Annotated in this window: 21 protein-coding genes and 1 tRNA gene; 14 read left to right on the top strand and 8 right to left on the bottom strand. The window is 67.3% G+C overall.

Annotated elements, in window-relative coordinates:
- Positions 1-16 precede the first annotated feature (16 nt).
- The 6 genes from nfi to H074_RS04500 all read left to right on the top strand — a co-directional run bounded on the left by nfi (position 17) and on the right by H074_RS04500 (position 4,297).
- Positions 17-697: a deoxyribonuclease V gene (nfi, locus tag H074_RS04475; protein ID WP_007028827.1), complete on the top strand. Its 681-nt coding sequence runs from the start codon at positions 17-19 to the stop codon at positions 695-697.
- The gene (locus H074_RS04480; protein WP_007028828.1) at positions 694-1,386 is read left to right on the top strand and encodes a uracil-DNA glycosylase; all 693 of its coding nucleotides are present in this window, start codon (positions 694-696) and stop codon (positions 1,384-1,386) included. The genes nfi and H074_RS04480 overlap by 4 nt, the downstream gene beginning before the upstream one ends.
- Before the next feature lie 84 nt (positions 1,387-1,470).
- On the top strand, positions 1,471-2,799 hold the full coding sequence (locus tag H074_RS04485; RefSeq protein ID WP_007028829.1) for an NAD(P)/FAD-dependent oxidoreductase: 1,329 nt from the start codon (positions 1,471-1,473) through the stop codon (positions 2,797-2,799).
- Between the two features lie 328 nt (positions 2,800-3,127).
- A tRNA-Leu gene (locus H074_RS04490) sits at positions 3,128-3,204 on the top strand.
- Between the two features lie 158 nt (positions 3,205-3,362).
- Positions 3,363-3,716: a hypothetical protein gene (locus H074_RS04495; protein ID WP_007028830.1), complete on the top strand. Its 354-nt coding sequence runs from the start codon at positions 3,363-3,365 to the stop codon at positions 3,714-3,716.
- Positions 3,713-4,297: a hypothetical protein gene (locus H074_RS04500; RefSeq protein ID WP_007028831.1), complete on the top strand. Its 585-nt coding sequence runs from the start codon at positions 3,713-3,715 to the stop codon at positions 4,295-4,297. Before H074_RS04495 ends, H074_RS04500 begins: the two co-directional genes overlap by 4 nt.
- Here H074_RS04500 and H074_RS04505 read toward each other — a convergent pair.
- On the bottom strand, positions 4,270-4,917 hold the full coding sequence (locus H074_RS04505) for a response regulator transcription factor (protein WP_007028832.1): 648 nt from the start codon (positions 4,915-4,917) through the stop codon (positions 4,270-4,272). The two genes, H074_RS04500 and H074_RS04505, sit on opposite strands and share 28 nt — an antisense overlap.
- A 30-nt stretch (positions 4,918-4,947) precedes the next feature.
- Positions 4,948-6,147: a sensor histidine kinase gene (locus H074_RS04510; protein WP_200865749.1), complete on the bottom strand. Its 1,200-nt coding sequence runs from the start codon at positions 6,145-6,147 to the stop codon at positions 4,948-4,950.
- A gap of 222 nt (positions 6,148-6,369) precedes the next feature.
- On the opposite strand from H074_RS04510, the gene H074_RS04515 reads away from it, so the two are divergent.
- Together H074_RS04515 and H074_RS04520 are read left to right on the top strand one after the other, a co-directional pair.
- Entirely contained in the window at positions 6,370-6,921 is a 552-nt protein-coding gene (locus tag H074_RS04515) for a DUF4190 domain-containing protein (RefSeq protein WP_007028834.1), read from the top strand.
- Positions 6,922-6,998: 77 nt separating this feature from the next.
- Entirely contained in the window at positions 6,999-8,126 is a 1,128-nt protein-coding gene (locus H074_RS04520) for an acyl-CoA dehydrogenase family protein (protein ID WP_007028835.1), read from the top strand.
- 100 nt (positions 8,127-8,226) lie between these two features.
- Here H074_RS04520 and H074_RS04525 read toward each other — a convergent pair whose 3' ends face one another.
- A complete protein-coding gene (locus H074_RS04525) occupies positions 8,227-8,682 on the bottom strand; it encodes a MerR family DNA-binding protein (RefSeq protein ID WP_007028836.1) in 456 nt (151 codons plus the stop codon).
- Positions 8,683-8,811: 129 nt separating this feature from the next.
- Here H074_RS04525 and H074_RS04530 point away from each other — a divergent pair, with 129 nt between their 5' ends.
- Together H074_RS04530 and H074_RS04535 are read left to right on the top strand one after the other, a co-directional pair.
- Positions 8,812-9,609, top strand: a complete 798-nt coding sequence (locus H074_RS04530) for a TIGR03084 family metal-binding protein (RefSeq protein ID WP_007028837.1) — start codon at positions 8,812-8,814, stop codon at positions 9,607-9,609.
- Between the two features lie 96 nt (positions 9,610-9,705).
- Complete coding sequence (locus tag H074_RS04535) at positions 9,706-10,347, top strand: histidine phosphatase family protein (protein WP_007028838.1); 642 nt, start codon at positions 9,706-9,708, stop codon at positions 10,345-10,347.
- Here the strand turns inward: H074_RS04535 and H074_RS04540 are convergent.
- The 4 genes from H074_RS04540 to H074_RS04555 form a co-directional block, all read right to left on the bottom strand.
- The gene (locus H074_RS04540; RefSeq protein ID WP_007028839.1) at positions 10,344-11,549 is read right to left on the bottom strand and encodes a cytochrome P450; all 1,206 of its coding nucleotides are present in this window, start codon (positions 11,547-11,549) and stop codon (positions 10,344-10,346) included. The two genes, H074_RS04535 and H074_RS04540, sit on opposite strands and share 4 nt — an antisense overlap.
- 37 nt (positions 11,550-11,586) lie before the next feature.
- Complete coding sequence (locus tag H074_RS04545) at positions 11,587-12,291, bottom strand: TetR/AcrR family transcriptional regulator (protein WP_007028840.1); 705 nt, start codon at positions 12,289-12,291, stop codon at positions 11,587-11,589.
- 106 nt (positions 12,292-12,397) lie between these two features.
- Complete coding sequence (locus H074_RS04550) at positions 12,398-13,336, bottom strand: CE1 family esterase (protein WP_007028841.1); 939 nt, start codon at positions 13,334-13,336, stop codon at positions 12,398-12,400.
- Positions 13,337-13,488: 152 nt separating this feature from the next.
- Positions 13,489-14,730: a glycoside hydrolase family 3 N-terminal domain-containing protein gene (locus H074_RS04555; RefSeq protein WP_039921451.1), complete on the bottom strand. Its 1,242-nt coding sequence runs from the start codon at positions 14,728-14,730 to the stop codon at positions 13,489-13,491.
- 265 nt (positions 14,731-14,995) lie between these two features.
- On the opposite strand from H074_RS04555, the gene H074_RS04560 reads away from it, so the two are divergent.
- From H074_RS04560 to H074_RS04570, 3 genes are read left to right on the top strand one after another with little or no spacing between them, the layout of a single operon-like run.
- Entirely contained in the window at positions 14,996-15,346 is a 351-nt protein-coding gene (locus H074_RS04560) for an ArsR/SmtB family transcription factor (RefSeq protein ID WP_039921452.1), read from the top strand.
- A 29-nt stretch (positions 15,347-15,375) separates the two neighbouring features.
- On the top strand, positions 15,376-15,861 hold the full coding sequence (locus H074_RS04565; RefSeq protein WP_007028844.1) for an SRPBCC family protein: 486 nt from the start codon (positions 15,376-15,378) through the stop codon (positions 15,859-15,861).
- 5 nt (positions 15,862-15,866) lie between these two features.
- On the top strand, positions 15,867-16,442 hold the full coding sequence (locus H074_RS04570; protein WP_039921549.1) for a TIGR03086 family metal-binding protein: 576 nt from the start codon (positions 15,867-15,869) through the stop codon (positions 16,440-16,442).
- 6 nt (positions 16,443-16,448) lie between these two features.
- Here H074_RS04570 and H074_RS04575 read toward each other — a convergent pair whose 3' ends face one another.
- Entirely contained in the window at positions 16,449-16,931 is a 483-nt protein-coding gene (locus H074_RS04575) for a MerR family transcriptional regulator (RefSeq protein ID WP_051071880.1), read from the bottom strand.
- Here H074_RS04575 and H074_RS04580 point away from each other — a divergent pair.
- Positions 16,930-18,024, top strand: a complete 1,095-nt coding sequence (locus tag H074_RS04580) for an alkene reductase (protein WP_039921455.1) — start codon at positions 16,930-16,932, stop codon at positions 18,022-18,024. The genes H074_RS04575 and H074_RS04580 overlap by 2 nt on opposite strands.
- The last annotated feature ends 1 nt before the right edge of the window (position 18,025 follow it).

The following is an 18,025-nucleotide window of genomic DNA, read 5'->3' on the forward strand; positions in this document are numbered from 1 at the left end:
CTGGCAGTCTGTAGGGGTGGACATCGTCACGGCGCATGATCGCCCGAACACGCCCCGCCAGGCGATCGAGATCCAGGAAACCCTGCGTGGCCTGGTCGATCTCGAGGATCGCTGTCCACAAGAGATCGTCACGGTCACCGGGTTGGACGTCGCCTACGACGAGGACAGCGGCCTGATCGCCGCGGCCGCGGTCACGCTCGAAACGGCCGGATTCCGCGTCGTGGAAGAGCGAACCGTCGTCTCTCAGGTGTCGTTCCCGTATGAACCGGGCCTTTTCGCCTTCCGTGAGTTGCCCCCGCTGCTCGACGCCCTCCGCGCGCTCGACCACGTCCCGGATCTCCTGGTCTGCGACGGGCACGGCCTGGCGCATCCGCGCCGGTTCGGGCTCGCGTGTCACGTCGGCGTCGTGACCGGCCTGCCGTCCATCGGGGTCGGCAAGACCAGATTCGTCGGTGAGCACGACGAACCCGGCGCGGAACGTGGCTCACGGGCGCCGCTGCTGGACGACGGCGAGGTCGTCGGCGCCGTCCTGCGTACCCAGGACGGCGTGAAACCCGTTTACGTCTCCGTCGGTCACAAGATCTCGTTGGACAACGCGTGCCGCCAGGTGCTGCGGCTGTGCCCCGCGTTCCGTCAGCCGGAGACGACGCGGCACGCCGACCGTCTCGCCCGCGACGCGCTGAAAGGGGCGTTATGAGGTTCCGCTCCCTCGCCGAACTCGACGCCGAGGTCGTCGGCTGTCGCGCCTGCCCGCGGCTGGTCGCGTGGCGCGAGGAGGTCGCCGTGGTCAAACGCGCGGCCTTCGCCGGTGAGACCTACTGGGCCCGGCCGGTGCCCGGGTTCGGCCCGCCGGACGCGTCGCTGGCGATCGTCGGCTTGGCGCCGTCGGCACATGGCGCGAACCGGACCGGCCGGATGTTCACCGGCGACCCCTCCGGTGACCTCCTGTTCAAGGCACTTCACCGGGTAGGAGTCGCGTCGCAGCCGACGTCGACCCACATCGGCGACGGCCTAGAACTGCGGGGGACCCGGATGGTCGCTCCGGTGAGATGCGCCCCACCCGCCAACAAGCCCACACCTGAGGAACGGGACACCTGCCGATCCTGGCTCGCCGAAGAGCTCATGCTGCTGAGGCCGACGCTGAAGGCGGTCGTGGTGCTCGGCGCGTTCGGCTGGCAGGCACTTCTGCCGGTGCTCGCGGAAGCCGGCTGGCCCGTGCCGACGCCCAGCCCGAAGTTCGGCCACGGAGTCGAAGTGGAACTCGGCGACCTGCGTCTTTTCGGCTGTTACCACGTGTCGCCGCGCAATGTCCAGACCGGTCGCCTGACCCTCGACATGGTGTGCGACGTCCTGGCCTCCGCGACCTCGGTGGCCGGCCTGAACTGAATCGGTGCGGAAACCGTGGCGACGCTGGTCACAGCCGGATGGGGTCTACGAGCGATCTCAGCTCATGGGTGCGACTATAGAAATATGGCTGGTGTTAAGTCGGAACCGACACGGATCCTCGTCCTCGGTGGTGGGTACGTCGGGCTCTACACGGCGTACGGGCTCCAGAAGATGCTCCGGGCCAACGAAGCGTCCGTGACGGTCGTTGATCCGCAGCCGCACATGACCTATGCCCCCTTCCTGCCCGAGGCGGCGGCCGGTGCGATCGAACCGCGGCACGTGGTCGTGCCGCTGAGGCGCGTGCTCAAGCGCTGCCACGTGCTCACCGCGCGCGTGACGAAGATCGAGCACGAGCGCAAAGCCGTGACGGTCGAGGCCGCCGACGGGCACGTCGAGCAGCTGAACTACGACGTCCTCGTGGTGGCGCTCGGCGCCGTCGCGCGCATCCTGCCGATCCCGGGCCTGGTCGAGGAAGGCATCGCCTTCAAGACCATCGGCGAGGCGATCTACCTGCGCAACCACGTCATGACGAAGCTGGACGAGGCCGCCAGCACGCTCGATCCCGAGCAGCGTAAGCGCCTGCTGACGTTCACCGTCGTCGGCGGCGGCTTCGCCGGTATCGAGGCGCTCGCCGAACTCGAGGACATGACCCGGTTCGCGGTGGAGAACTACTACCCGAACCTCAAGGTCGAGGACATCCGCTGGGTGCTCGTCGAGGCGGCGGGGCGGATCCTCCCCGAGGTGCGCGAGACGCTCGGTGTGTACACCGTCGAGCAACTCGAAAAGCGCGGCATCGAAGTCTATTTGTCGACAGCGGCGAAGTCGTTCGAGAACGGCCACGTCGTGCTCTCGGACGGCACCGAGTTCGACACCGACACGATCATCTGGACCGCCGGTGTGAAGGCGAACCCGGTGCTCGCCAGCTCGGACCTGCCGCTGGACAAGCGCGGCCGCGTCGAGGCCACCGCCGCGATGCAGGTCGTCGGGCACCCCGACGTCTGGACCGCCGGTGACAACGCCGCCGTGCCGGACCTCTCGCGCACCGAGCAGGACCCGACCGCGACCTGCCCGCCGAACGCGCAGCACGCCGTTCGCCAGGCGCGTCTGCTGGCGAAGAACATCATCAAGGTGATCCGCGGCGGCAAGCCGAAGGACTACTACCACAAGAACCTGGGTGCGGTGGCCAGCCTCGGCCTGCACAAGGGTGTCGCCGACGCGCTGAACCTGAAGATCAAGGGCTTCCCGGCCTGGCTCTTCCACCGCGCGTACCACCTCAAGGCGATGCCGACGTGGAACCGCAAGATCCGCATCCTGTTCGACTGGATGCTCGGTGGCCTGTTCCGGCGCGAGGTCATCTCGCTCGGCCAGATCAACAACCCGCGCGAGGAATTCGACAGGCTGTCGAAGTCCTGAGTTCGTGGTTCCGTGAAGGCCTCCTTCCCTACGTTGAGCGTAGGGAAGGAGGCCTTCACGGCGTTTAAGGTGTGCCGTTGCGGGCATTCCGGAAGTCCGTACCCGCCGTTCCCCTGCTGTCCGCGACGTCCACCATCATTCTCGGCCCGCAGAACCTCACGGCTGGTCCGGTGTGGCGTTCGCCCTCGTGGCCGTGACGACCGTGGCCGGCGTGGCGTTCCCTTGGGCCCTGATGGAAGAGGTCCAGTTCCGGCCGGATCGGCCTCCGCCGGCTCGAATATCGGCGTACTGACGCGGCGCGCTGAAGGTCATCGCCTAGGCTGTCGGTGCCCCGGTAGCCCAACTGGCAGAGGCAGTCGACTTAAAATCGACCCAGTGCGGGTTCGATCCCCGTCCGGGGCACCATTCATTCAGGTCAGGGCTCCGCCTGGCCTTGCTGGTCCCCGCCGGCCCCGGTTCACCCCCGGAATTGGCCGGACCGTCGTCATCTCACCTGCCTTCCAGGGCGATCGCGTTGGCCCGGAAGACCGTCGTTTTGCCCATGTAGAGGTTCTGGGTGATCGATGGCCGAGCTGATCGTCGTCGCCGATCCCGCGGTGCTCGGCGCGCTCCGGATGATCTGGCGCACCGCCGATCCCGTGTTGAAGACCGCGATGCTCGAAGACGGCACCGAGCAGGACTTCTTCGCCTACCTCAACGCTCTTGAGCCGGACGAGAGCCTCGACGCCGGAACCGAACGTGCCGACGTCGCCACATGGGCAGGATCCCGCGCACTTACCTCAGGCTTACCGAGGACTGGTCGGTGCCTCGCGCGCTGCAGGACCGCTTCAACAAGGAGGCGGCCGCCGTTCTCGCCGGCCTTGCGTAACCCCCGGGTACTCTGCCGCCGGGGGGAGGAGGAGATCCGAGAGCGATGACGGACGCACAGTTCACCAAGGGGCATCTGATCACGTTGCTGATCAGTTCCGCGATCGGCGTGGGATTCGGTGCCGGGTGGTGGTTCTTCGGCGCTTCCTCCGTTTCCGGCGGATCGACGCCGCTGGTCGTAGTAGGTGTCGCCGCGGTGCTGGGATTGGCAGGCTGGCTCATAGTGACCGCCCGCCGCGGTGCCGGGCTGCCCGCAGGCGGTGGCCGGGAGGAAAGCCCGTTCGGCAAGCGGTACGGGATCGCCGTGTTGCTCATGCTGGTGGGGATCTTCGCTGGGGCACGGGTGCTGTCGGCGGTCATAGGAGTTCCCGAAGCCGTGCCCGCATGGGTGCTCTTCGTGGTCGGCTTGCACTTTCTGCCGTTCGCGAAGTTGTTCGGCTCGCGGCGTTTCCTTGTGTTGAGCGCGTTGCTGTGCGCCGTCGCCGTGCTGGCCGCCGTGCTCGCGATCGCGGGCTGGGCGGCGGCCTGGCAGCTCGTGCCGGGCTTCGGTGGCGCCGTGGTCCTCTGGGCGACCGTCGTCGCCGGGTTGCTCGCGACGGATCGTCAGGGAGCGACAAGCCCGGCTTCGTAGGCGAAGATCGTCAGCTGGACCCGGTTGGTCGCGTCGAGTTTCGCGAAGATCCGGGTGATGTGAGTCTTCACCGTCGCTTCGCTCAGGTGCAGTTCCGCGCCGATTTCGGCGTTGGTCCCGCCCTGCGCGACAGCGGTGACGATCTCCCGCTCGCGTTCGGTGAGGGTACTCAGCCCGGCTCGCGCCCGATGACGACGAGGGCTCGTCCTGGTCGCGACGAAGTGCCCGATGAGTTTCCGCGTCGTCCGCGGCGACAACATCGCCTCACCCGCCGCGACCACGCGCACCGCGTCGATGATCTCCTGCGGCGAACCCTCTTTCAGCAGGAACCCGCTGGCGCCGGCGCCGAGCGCGTCGAAGACGTACTCGTCGAGATCGTAAGTGGTCAGCACGAGGACCTTCGGCGGGTTGGGCAGCGCGGTGACGGCGGCGGTCGCGGTGAGGCCGTTCATCCGTCGCATCCTGATGTCCATCAGCACGACGTCGGGCGCGTGCATGGTCACCTTCGGCACGGCCTCGTCCCCGTCACCCGCTTCCGCGACGACCTGGATGTCGCCCGTGCTGGACAGGATCATCGACAAACCGGTTCGCACGAGCGGGTCGTCGTCGACGAGCAGCACTCGCAGTGGGCGCTGGTTCACCCGGACAGGTTAGTGGTGTCCCCACGGTAGCCAAGCCCGGACGGCGAATGTGCGCTCTTCGGTGGGGCCGGTGCTGACGTTCCCGCCGATCAGCGTGACGCGTTCGCCGATCCCGGTCAGCCCGGCGCCCGCGCCCGGTGGCTTTCCCGCCGCGGCCGTCGTGGGCAGCGCATTGACGACCTCGACGGTGAGCCCGTTCCCGGGTCCTCCGCGAACCGAAACCTCGGCCGTCGCACCCGGGGCGTGTTTCAGGACGTTGGTCAACGATTCCTGGACGATCCGATACGCGGTCGTCCCGAGCAACGCCGGCGCGCCGCCCGCGTCGTCGAGCAGGATCGTCACGTTGACCCCCAATCCGGCCCGGCGCGCGTTGGCGACCAGTTCGGGGATGTCCGCCAGTGTCGGCTGGGGTGGTTCCGGAGGGGTTCCGTTCTCGCCGGCTTCGCCGAAACCTTGGCCATCGCGAAGGACCCCGATGACCTGCCTCAGATCTTCGAGCGACTGGCGCGCTGTCGTGCGGACGGTCTTCGCCGCTTCCGTCGTCACTGGTCCTTTGCTGACCTCGAGCGCGCCGGCTTGCAGGGACAGCAAGGAAAGCCGGTGGCCGAGGACGTCGTGCATCTCGCGCGCGATCCGGGTGCGTTCCGCGCGGCGGGTCATTTCGGCGCGGAGTTCTTCTTCTTTGGCCTCACGGATCGCGATCGTGCCCTGCATCCCGCGGACGACCCCGACGGTGAGCGGCACGGCCGTCATCACGACGGCCACCGTCAGTGTCCCCATCACCTGCACCGCGGAGAACTGCTTGCCGACGATCTGCCCCGCGACGGTCACGTCGGGGTGGCGGTTGGCGTCGCCGAACAAAGCCCACGCCGTGGCGATGTAGACCAGTACGGACCCGATCCATATGAAACGGTCGCGGCGGCGCGCGGCCAAGGCGGCGAGGGCGACCAACGCCGCCAGCGCGTCGGACCGGAAGCAAAGCGGCGGAACCAAGGTGATACCGAGAACGAGTTCCGGCCATTTGTGCCGCCAGCAGAGCATGACAGCCGCCGCGATCCCGGTGAAGAATCCGAGCGCGGACCACCACGTCGGGTCGAACGATTGCGTCGCCGGAAGATAACCCTGGGCACTGAAGACGAAAATGCTGCTGATCACGCACGCCGCGACCGCCACCACGGTGAGCACCACACCGAGCACACGCCTTGCCATGCGCTGAGCGTACGCAAACCTGCCAGGCCAACCGCATCAGCGGAACCGATCCTTCCGGAAGCGCGAATCAAGACTTTCGTCGTAACGGGTTCGCGCGCCGAGGACGACGCGGCCGCCTCGCGATCACTGGTTGTATGCCGCCTCGTTCATCCCTTTGGAAAGGAAAACCCCGTGACCCAGCAAACCCCCTACACGCCGGCCCCGCAAGCCCCAGCCAGCCCGATGCCACCCCGCAACGGCATCGGCGTCACGGGCTTCGTCCTCGGCCTGGTGGGGCTGGTCTTCTCCCCGATCCCGTTCGTCGGCGTCATCGCGTGGCCGCTGGTGATCCTCGGCCTGATCTTCTCGATCATCGGGCTGATCCGCGTCAAGAACGGGAAGGCCTCCAACAAGGGGCTCTCCATCACCGGTATCGCCTTGTCCGCACTCGGGCTCGTGGTCTGCGTGGTGTGGATCTTCGTGTTCAACGCGGCGGTCAACGAGGTCAACAACGAAATCAACCGCACCGCGAAGGTGTCCTACGAGGTCACTGGCGACGCCACGAACGTGGAGGTCATCTACGGCGAGGTGCTCAACCCCGTCACCGAAACGGTTCCGGCGCTGCCGTGGAACAAGGAAGTCGAGAACAAGGGCGTCTACAAGGGCGGGACGCTCACGGTGACCACGGGCGAGACCGGTGGATCCGTCACCTGCAAGATCACCGTCGACGGCGCGGTGGTTTCGACCAAGACCGCTTCCGGCGAATTCGCCATGGCCGCCTGCACCGGAGTGTGACGGTCGGACCGTGAAAGGCCTCCTTCGCCATTCTCGGGGTGGCGGGGAGGCCTTCGCGATTCCGGCATGATGCGGTCATGACCGAGCCCGTCCATCCGTTCGCCCCGCCCACCCACGAGCGTCACTGGATCGACATCGTCACCGAACTGGCGAAGGACTTCGCGGCGAGCGCCGCCGAGTTCGACGAATCGGCCGAGCTGCCCATCGCCCACCTTCGCGCCTTGCACGCGACCGGGCTCGATAGGGCGATGCTGCCTGCGGAGTTCGGCGGCGAGGATCTCAGCTATCGGACCTACGGCGAGATCGTCCGTATCCTCAGCGCCGCCTGTTCCTCCACCGCCTGTGTATGGGTGATGCACATCGGTGCCGCCGTCGGGCTGGCCCGATTGTCCGTTTCCGATGTGGGCCGCTTCTATGCCGAGGAACTCATCGGCGGCAAGCGGTTCGCCAACGCGCTGTCGGAACCGAGCAGCGGCAACATGTTCCTGATGCCGCAACAGACCGCCGAGCCCGTCGACGGCGGGTACCGGCTCACCGGCGCCAAGCGGTTCGTTTCCGGCTGCGAGGTCGCCGACCATTTCCTGGTCAACGCGCTCGTCGGCGATGTGCCCACCTTCTTCGGCGTGGCGCCGGACGACACGATGACCTTCGTGCCCATCTGGGACACGATGGGGCTGCGCGCCAGCCGGAGCCAGCTAGTCTCCTTCGAAGGGACCGTCCTGCGGGAGGACCGCAGGTGCCCGCCCTCGACCGAGCGGCGCCCGAACCACATCGGGGCAGGCCTCGCCTTCTTGTCACTGGGGATCGCCGACGCGGCGGAGGACGCTCTGGTCGCGCACGCGCGAAGCCGCGTCATCCCCGTGACCGGGCAGCCGCTCGCCGAAATGCAATGGCTGCAGTTCGAAGCCGCGGACGTCCACACCCGCCTCGAAGCCGCGCGTATGTATTCCCGTCACATGGCGTGGCTGGCGGATCAGAACTCGGCGGAGTTCCTGCCCGCGACCATGATGGCGAAGGTGCTCGCGAACGACATCGCCCGCGACGTCGCCCAGCTGGCGTTGAAAGCGGGCGGTGGTTCGGGGTTTCTGCGCACTTCGCCGATCCAGCGGCTGTTCCGTGACGCGCAGGCGGGCGGGCTGATGGCGTATTCGGCCGAAGTCTGCAAGGACCGGATCGGGAAGACGGTGCTCCTGCCGCGGGACTGACCTCGGATGGCCGGCCGGGTGACGTCAAGCCCGGCCGGTCCCGCCGAAGCGGGTCAGCAGCAGCCAGTGCCGCAGCAGTCGCAGTCGCACCAGTCGTCGTTCAGCATGGTCGTTCACCTCCCCCCTCGAGTTCGTGGTCGGGCGGGCACCAGGCGCCGGGAAGCGGATCCGCGCATTTCTCGCCGGACATCCCGGACAGCATGGAAGTGAGTTCGGCGCGCAGTTCGCCGAGGCGTGCCATCTCCGCTTCGATCTCGGCGAGATGGCGTTCCAGCATGGTCTCGGCGGGTTCGCACGGGCACGCCCCGGTGTCGCGCACGCTCAGCAGGTCACCGATCTCCGTCAGCGTCAGCCCGAGCCGCTGGGTGCCGCGGATGAACCGCAGCCTGTCGATGACGCCCTCGTCGTAGCGCCGGTGTGCCCCGGTCGTCCGCGCAGGCGTGGGCAGAAGGCCGATGCGCTCGTAGTAGCGCACGGTGTCCGGCCGCACTCCGGCGCGGGAGGTCACCTGCGACATGGTCAACGCCGTCAGCGCCTTCGTCGCTTCGGTTCGCATGGTGCGAGGGTAGAACTTGGACCCGGCTCCGGAATCAAGTCCGGAGTTCGACTGGGCTCACGAAGAGAAGACGACGGCCCGGCGCGTCCGCATCATTCGAAAGGGTGGAAACGGCGAGAGGACGGCACGGTGACTGACTTCCGGTACGTGATCAGGGACCTCACCACGGAGGGCGAACAGGTCGACGCCCTGGTGGCCGGCCTGGACGACGCGGGATGGGATCTGCCCACGCCCGCGGCGGGCTGGACGGTCAAACACCAGATCGCGCATCTCTCCTTCATCTTCAAGATCGCCGGGTTGTCCGCGGCCGAGCCGCAGAAGTTCGCGGAACTCGCGAAGTCCTCGATGGCGCGCGGTTTCGACGCCGCCGTCAACGCGGCCCTCGACGACTACCTCGGGGACCCCAACGAGGTCCTGCTGAGCCGTTGGCGCAGCGAACGAGACACCGGCATCAAGGCGCTCGCCGCGGTCCCGGCGGACCAGGTCGTCCCCTGGCTCGTCAACCCGCTGCCGCCGGCCATCCTCGCCTGCGCCGGGATGATGGAACTGTTCGCCCACGGTCAGGACGTCGCGGACGCGCTGGGGGTGCGGCCAGAGCGGACGGACCGGCTCGCGTACCTCGTCGGCTTCGCCGTCCGGGTGCGGGACTTCGGCTACGAGGCACGGGGCCTGACCCCGCCGGAGCAGGAGTTCCGGTTCGAGATCACCTCGCCGTCCGGGCAATTGTGGACGTTCGGACCCGAGGACTCGCGGCAGCGGGTCACCGGGAGCGCGGAGGACTTCTGTCTCCTGGTCACGCGGCGCCGTCACCGCGACGACCTCGACGTCCGCGCCGAAGGGGCGCTGGCGGACCAGTGGCTGGACATCGCGCAGGCGTACCGCGGTCCCGCGGGCGAGGGCCGCTCGCCGGGACAGTTCGGCCGCTGAAAAATCTCGCACCTCCCGGTGATCAGGCATCCTGGAAGTCGCGATCAACTCCGCTCGGTGCGATCGTCGATGGCACACGGGGTCTAGGAGGCGATCGTGGCACGGGTCTGGCTGATCAGACATGGGGAGAGCGAGTCCAACGCGGGGCTGCCCGGTGGGGAGCCGGGTGCCTCGGCGCTGACCGAACTCGGCAGGCGGCAAGCCTTCGAAATCGCGGACTCGCTGGCCGAACCGCCTCGTTTGATCGTGACATCGCCGTTCTTACGGGCGCGACAGACCGCCGAGCCGACGATCGAGCGATTCCCCGGCGCGGAGCGCGAGGAGTGGCCTGTCCAGGAGTTCACCTTTCTCGGCGAACTTCATGGACAGGTCACCACCACCGCCACCCGTAAGCCGTACACGGAGGCCTACTGGTCGCGTGCCGATCCGCACCACGCGGTGAACGGCGCGGAATCCTTCGCTGCCCTCTTCACCCGCACCCAGGAATTCCTGGCGCGGCTGGGAGAACGGGAACCCGGGCCGATCGCCGTCTTCACACACGGGCTCTTCATCCGTGCGGTCATGTGGTCGCTGCTGACCGGGGTCACCACCCCGGACAGCGAGGCCATGCGCGGATTCCGCGCGTTCGCCGACACCTACCTCGTGCCGAACGGCAACATCACCGAACTGCGGTACACGCCCGGGAAGCGGGTCCCGCGAGTGGTGGTCCCGCTCGCCTCCCGGTTCGCTGACCGCTAGGGCTTCAGCAGCAGTTGGAGCTTGTTCACCCCGGTCATGTTCGGGCTGGGGATGAACGACGGCGGAACCGCCGGATCGGTGCGCAGGTCCGGGAAGCGGTCCAGCAGGATGTTGAGCGCCGTCTTGCCTTCCAGCCTGGCGAGCGGGGCGCCGATGCAGAAATGGATCCCGCGGCCGAAGGCCAAATGCGGGTTGTGCGCCCTCGCCGGATCGAAGGTGCCCGGATCCTTGAACGTGCGCGGATCGCGGTTCGCCGCCGCGACCCAGATACCGAGCATGCTGTCCGCCGGGACCGTCTGGCCGCCCAGTTCGACTTCGGTCGTCGTGGCGCGGGCGACGAGTGCGAACGGGCTGAGGAAACGCAATGATTCCTCGATGGTGGCGGGCAGCAGCGCACGGTCCTCGCGGACACGCCGGTACTCGTCCGGATGGGAATCCAGGCACAGCACCGTGTTTCCGAGCAGCATCGTGGTGGTGATGTGCCCGGCGAGCAGCAGCACGTTCGCGAAGTTGACGACTTCGTTCTGCGTGAGTTTCGCACCGTCGACCTCGGCCTCGACGAGTTTGGTCAGCAGGTCCTCGCGCGGGTTCCGCCGTCGGTCATCGACGTGCTCGGCGAGGTAGTTCACCAGGTTCTTCAACTGCCCGACCGTTTCCTCGGAGGCCTTCTTGTCCTCCTCGGTCTGCTGGATCAGTGACCGCTGCTGACTGTTCCGCAGCAACGTGTCGACCCATTCCTTGAACAGGTCGCGATCGCTCGCCGGGATGCCGAGAAGTTCGGCGATGACGATCACCGGCAGCGGATAGGCCAGGTGGGTCACCAGTTCCATCGAGTCCGCGCCGTCGACGGCGTCGAGGAGTTCGTTCGTCAACGTGGCGATCCGGGGTTCGAGATCCGCGACGACCTTCGGTGTGAAGGCGTGGCTCACCAGCGTGCGCAGCTTCTTGTGATCCGGCGGGTCCATCACGAGCAGGTTGCCGTCGACGAACAGGTCCTTGTCCGGTGCGATCTCCTCGGGGATCAGCCGGGTGGTGTCGGAGGAGAACACCTTGGGATCACTCAGGGTCTTCAACGCCTCGGCGTGGCCGTAGACGTTCCACATGCCCGTCTCGGGGTCGAAACGGACCGGTTCGGCCGGGAACTCACCCCGAAGCCAGAACTGGCCTTCATGGACGCCCCAGGTTTCGGCGATCGTGGTCATGGCTTGCCCCCTTCTTCTCGTGGTGGAGGAGCTCGGATCAAGCGGGCTCCTCAGGGCCGTCCTTCCGGTAGATCCAGGCGCGATAGGACGAGGTCAGATCCTGGAACGCCAGGATCACTTCGGCCGCGGTGGCGGCCAGATTCGCCGTGGCCGGTGGCTCCGGCGGCTCGAACGCCGTCCGGATGATGTGCGCGAGAGCGTCGGCCTTCTCTTCGGGTGCGAGGTCGGCGCTGTCAGTGGTGAAGCTGTCCATCAGGTAGAACCCCAGCGCAGAGGCGCGCAGGGAAAAGAGCAGGTTCGGGATGTCGTCGCGAAGCAGACCCCGGTCGGTCATCGTTTTCAGGTACCGCTCGGTCACGACCGCGTCCTGATCCTGCAAAGGATGTTTCTTCAACCGGCCCAGCAGTTCGGTGTTGCCGGTGAGGAGCGCGCCGAGCAGCGGGTTTCGCTGGGTGAACAGGTAAGCGGCCCGCTGGAACCGATGCGGGACGACTTCCGCCGGATCTTCGGCCAGCCGATCGAGGAGATTCTCGGCGGCACGGAGGGATTCACGCAGGAGCAACGCTTGGAAGAGGTTCTCCTTGGTGGGCCAGTGCAGGTAGATCGTGCCCTTCCCGATGCCCGCCTGACTCGCGATGTCCTCGATGGTCACCTTGCGATAGCCCAGCCGCGACAGCAGGACGCCGGCCGCGTCGAGGATGCGATCGGCGCGGCCGGCGGTGCGGTCCGGACGTTCTGCCACGTGCGCTCCCAGTCTCTGACTTTATGACCGGATTCGTTTATCTGGTCATCGGTCGGTTCGACGGTAGCGCCGGGCGTACGGGTCCAGCAAGGAAATCGACGAGTTCTTAACGCAGTTGGTGGGCGAGCATGAACTTCCAGATGACCGGAGTCGCGTCGATGACGGTCGGCGTGGCGGAGTCGTTGTTCGGTGTTGTGCTCGGCCAGACGTGCCCAGCGCCTTCGACCCGGTAGTGCTGGAGAGAGCAACCGAGCCACCGCTGCACGGTGACGTCGGTCTTCGGCGAGTACTGGACCGGACGCGGGAAGCAGCTGTTCCGGTCCGCCCACGCGGCGAGCCAGTCCGGCAGTGTCGGCAGACCCTTGGCGGGATTCCCGGTGTAGGGGATCGTCGCGTCGGCCGTGCCGTGGAAATCGAGAATCGGAGCGGGACGCGACGGATGGCACTCGCCGCCTTGCGGGTAGAACGCGCCGGCGACCGGGGCGAAAGCCGCGATCCGGCCCGGCATCCGGCAAGCGAGGACGCCGACGAACCCGCCGCCGTTCGACTTGCCCGTCGCGTAGATCCGGCGGGAGTCGACGCACAGTTCACGCTGGAGCGTGTTCAGCAGATCGCTGGTGAAGAGCACGTCGTCGGCGGCCGCCGAATACGGCGCGCCAGTCCATGCCGACTCGCCGTCGGTACCCGGAAGTCCTTGCGGGTAGACGGAAATCGCGTCATACGCGGAAAACCCGGACAGCTCCTCCTGATATTTCGACGTCCGTTTGTGGCCGTGGAACGACAACACCAGCGGGTACGGCCGCGAAGGCCGGTACTGCGCCGGAACGTGCACCGTGTACTCGCGGACCAGACCTCCGGACGTCAAAGTCCGCAGCGTCGTCGTCCCGGCGGGAACCGGGGACGGACGCTGACAGCCGGTCGTCCGCACCGGATGGTCGATCGGCGACGGCGCGGCCGATGCCGTCGGGGCGGCGAGCAGGCTCAGTCCGGCAGCGACGGCGGCCGTCAGCGCGAGACGACGCAGGTGCTTCGTGGGACCAGGCACGCGATCCTCCTTGATCGGGCGGCAGGGCGGTGATCAGGGTCACTCCTGTCGCGGGCCTGGTCAGCATTGTGTTCATTGAGTTTTCGGACCGCTCTTCACGTCACCCTGCCGGGCGACGTGGCCTGCTCCGCTCGCCAGGGGCCTGCGGCCGGTCAGCCGCAGGCACGTTTCGCCATGAGCACCCGGGTCAACGCCTCATCGACTCGGGCGGCCGGGAGATCGCCGGACGCAAGCGCTTGCTCCAACGTTGTCAGCACTATGCCGACGTTGCCGCCGGAGGACCACAACGCCTGATCCGCGCCCGCCTGCAAGGCCTTGAGTACAGCAGTCTGCAGCGGGTACTGCGACGTGATCGCCTTCATCGCTCCGAGATCGTCCGTGATCACCGGGCCGTCGAACGCGTAGTCCTTCCGCAGCAGCCGGTACGCCGGCGCCGACAGGGTCGACGGTGTGCCGCCGGTCAGATCGGGCACGTCCAGATGCCCGACCATGACGCCGACCTCGCCGTACTCGCCGATGTCGCGGTACGGCACCAGATCGACCTTCCGCAGCGAGGCCAGCGGCGGCGTCCGCACCAGTCCCTTGTGGGAATCCCCGGAGGCGTGCCCGTGCCCGGGGAAGTGCTTCAGCACCGGCTGCACCCCGGCGTCCCGCAGGCCTTGCGCGAACGCCAGGACATACTTGCGCGCGACTTCCGGATCCGCGCCGAACGATCGATCGCCGACGATGTCGCGGTCCGGCTGGTCGGTGATGTCGGCGTCGGGCGCGTAGTCGACGGTGACGCCACGGGCCCGCATCTGCCGTCCTCGCTCGGCGGCCTTCGCTCGCACCTGCGCCGGCGTCAGGGTCGAGGCCATCTTCCGGGCGCTGGGCATGTTGCCGTCGAGGTCATCGATCCGCTGAACACGACCGCCTTCCTCGTCGATCGCCACCGATACCGGTACCTTCGCGGCGCGTTGGACCTCGTCCAGCGCGCGGTTGCGCAGCAGGGCCGTCTCGTTGCCGCCGAGAAAGATCCCGCCGACTTGCTGATCGCGCACCAGCTTCACCGCCGCCTGCGGGTCACCGGCGTTCACGCCGACCACCACAAGCTGGGCCAGCCGCTGCCTTGGGCTCATCCCGGCGATGACGGCTTCGCAGCCTGGAACGGGCGCCTGCTCCGTCCTCGGTGACGGCGAGGGCGTGGGCCGGTCGGAGCTGGGCGGGCTCGAAGCCACGCTGCCGCGTGGCGGAGATACCGTCCCCGCCGGCTGTGCCGATCCGGCCTCGTCGTTCGCCGTACCGCACTGCACGCTGGTGAGTAGAACAGTCGCTGCTCCCAGGATGACGGCCGTCCATCGCTTCATCGTCTTCGGTCGCCCGGAGTTCATCAGCTCGTTTCGTTCGTCGTCCATGCCGGTGTCGACGGTATCCCCAGCTGCCCGTTCGTACGCGCTCGCGTGTCCTTTGGTGCTCGATCGCGTCGGGCCGGGCTCGGTCCTGCCTCCTTCCTCTCTCGCGTTCTCCCTCGTCAAGTCGGTGTTCGTGCTTGACAACTCGATCTGCTCCGCCGTAGATTACCACATGGTTATGGAACCGCAAGGTTATCCATCTTCGCGGCAGGTGCCGAGGAAACGATCGTGAGAACTCGAACTCGTGAGAACGGAAAGGCGGGCGACCGTGGCACAGGATCTGCTCGATGTCACCTTCGCGGCGCTCGCCGACCCCACCCGCCGCGCGATCCTCGCGCGGCTCGCGCGCGGTGAGGCCACGGTGACGGAACTGGCCGAACCGTTCGCGATGAGCCAGCCCGCCATCTCCAAGCATCTGAAGGTGCTGGAGCGGGCGGGGCTGGTGGCAAGGGGGCGCGACGCTCAGCGTCGCCCCTGTCGGCTGGTGGCCCAGCCGCTGAAGAACGCGAACGAATGGCTCGGTGGTTATCGCCGCTACTGGGACGAGGCCTTCTCGGAGCTGGATCTCGTCTTGGAAGGGGAGATGCAGCACCCGGAGCGGCGGGACAAGACCGATTGACCACCGCACGAGAGGAAAGGAACAGCACGATGGGACGAACTCTCAGCGTGACGAAATCCGGCGATTTCGAGATCGTCATGACGAGGTCCTTCGACGCGCCGAGGACGTTGGTGTTCGACGCGTGGACGAAACCCGAGCTGGTACGCCGTTGGTTCGGTCCACGCGACTGTGAGGTCGTCGAATGCGAGATCGACCTGCGGGTCGGCGGCAGATGGCGCTACCGGCTGCGCCACGGCGGCGGGATGGAGATGCTGCTGCAGGGCGTCTACCAGGAGATCGACCGTCCGGGAAGGCTCGTCTCCCTCGAGACGAACGAGGACTGCGAGGCGTCGGAAGGTCAGGCCCTGGCGACTCTGACGTTGGTCGAACACGATGGGGTCACCACGCTGACCCAGGTGGTGCGGTACGGCTCGGAGCGGATCCGGGACGCCGTGCTCGAATCGGGGATGGAGCGAGGCATGGGTGAGGGCTTCGACAAACTGGCCGAGGTCGTGGCCGCTCCGGCGAGGGCGTGAACACGATGAACGCCATCGCGGACCGTTATCGCGTTCGGGCCGACGCCTTCGAGAGCAAGGTCGCCGCCGTCGAGGCCGGGCAGTGGGAGAACAAGTCACCGTGCGAAGAGTGGAACGCCAGGGATGTCGTCGGGCACATCGTCGACATGCACGGCGCGATGCTGCGTCCCTTCGGACGTGCCCTCGGGCCGGCGCCATCGCTTCTGGATGACCCGCTGGGCGCCTTCCGGGCGGCTCGGGCCGATGTCGAAGCCGTCCTCGCCGACCCTGTGCTCGCGGCCACGGAGCACGAGACGCCGGCGGGGAAGATGACCGCCGAACAGCACATCGACCAAGTCGTCAGTGCCGACATGGTGGTCCACGGCTGGGATCTGGCCCGGGCCACCGGGCAGGACGACACGATCGATCCGGAGGAGGTCGCCCGGATGTGGCCGGCGGCGCAGGCGATCCCCGATCAGATGAGGATCCCCGGCGCCTTCGGACCCGGCATCGTCGTCTTCGGTCCGGAGGTGAAGGTGCCCGAAGACGCGCCCTTGCAGGACAGGCTGCTCGGACTGATGGGCCGAGACCCGAACGCCTGATACGGGTCAGACATGGATCCCGCGGTGTCGACGGACGGGCCGGGCGGGAACCGGTACCTCGGCGGTATCGGTTCCCTTGGCCGCGGCCAGGACACGTTCCAGAACCGACAGAGAGGTGGTGAGCAAGGAGATCTGGTTCTGGATCCGGGTCTTGGCGATCTCCAGTTCGCCGGTCATCCCCGGCGAGGGCACCAAATGCGTGTGGTCCCCGGAAACACAGGGAAGGAGTTCCGCGATTTTGCCGCTGCACAACCCGGCCGAATAGAAGAGCTGGATCTGCAGAACCCTGGCGATGTCGTCTTCGGTGAACGTCCGGTAGCCGTTGCCACATCGATCGGGATGCAGCAGGCCCTCCGTTTCGTAGTACCGCAACGAGCGGACACTCACTCCGGTCCGCTTCGCCAGTTCGCCGATCCGCATGAGTCCACAGTAGCCGCGGAAACCGAGGTTGACCGTGACGCCGGTGTCAGGGTTTAGCTTCGCGTTCATGAGGTTGCTCGAAGCATTCAGCGGCACCGCGATCCAGTTGCCGAACCGCATGGCGATGGCCCCGATGACCCGGGGGCGCGCCGACGATGTCACCGGCGTGCCACATCCGCGGACGGCCGAGTATTACGCACAACGTGCGAGCGCCGGTTTGATCATGAGTGAAGGTGTTTGGGTGAACCAGACCGGTAAGAGCGGCCCGGGTATTCCAGGACTGGTGACAGAGCAACAGACCGAGGCATGGCGCGAGGTGACGACGGCCGTGCACGAGGAAGGCGGCCGTATCTTCGCGCAGCTCTGGCACGCTGGCAGGGTCAGCCACCCCGGCGTGATGGGCCGGAGGCCGGTGGCGCCGTCGGCGGTCCGGCAGGCCGGGCGGATCTTCTCGGCTGAAGGCTGGACGGACACGGTCGAACCCCGTGCGCTCGGCGAGGAGGAGATCGGCGAGGTCGTCCAGGACTTCGCCGCGGCGGCACGCCGGGCCGTCGAGGCGGGATTCGACGGCGTGGAACTCCACGGTGCCAACGGCTACCTCATCCAGGAGTTCCTCGCCCGCAACACCAACCGCAGAGAGGACCGCTACGGAGGTTCGATCGCCGCCAGGCTCGGCTTCCCGCTCGAAGTGGTCGCGGCTGTGGCCGAGCAGATCGGTGCGGCCAGGGTCGCTCTGCGGATCTCGCCGGGTAACCCGGAGAACGACATTGTGGAAGACGATTGGAAGGAGGTGTACTCACGACTGCTCGCCGAATTACGCCGGTACGAGCTCGCGTACCTGCACGTCATCGACACTCCTGACGTCGAGGTGCTGTCGCATCTGCGCCCATTGTGGCCAGGGACGCTCATCGCGAACCTGCGGTCCGAGGAGCCGACCTCCCGGGAGGAGGGTGAGTCCTTGATCGAATCCGGACTGGCCGACGTGGTCGCCTTCGGCAGGTTGTTCATCGCGAACCCGGACCTGCCTGCCCGATTCGCTCTCCGCGCCCCGCTCGCTCGGGCGGACCACGACGTCTACTACGGCTCCCGGCTCGACGGCTACACCGATTTCCCGGCGCTCGAACCGGACACGGCGAAGTTCGCCTGTTCGGCGCGCAGCTGAT

It is taken from the genome of Amycolatopsis decaplanina DSM 44594 (assembly GCF_000342005.1).
GTDB lineage: Bacteria > Actinomycetota > Actinomycetes > Mycobacteriales > Pseudonocardiaceae > Amycolatopsis > Amycolatopsis decaplanina.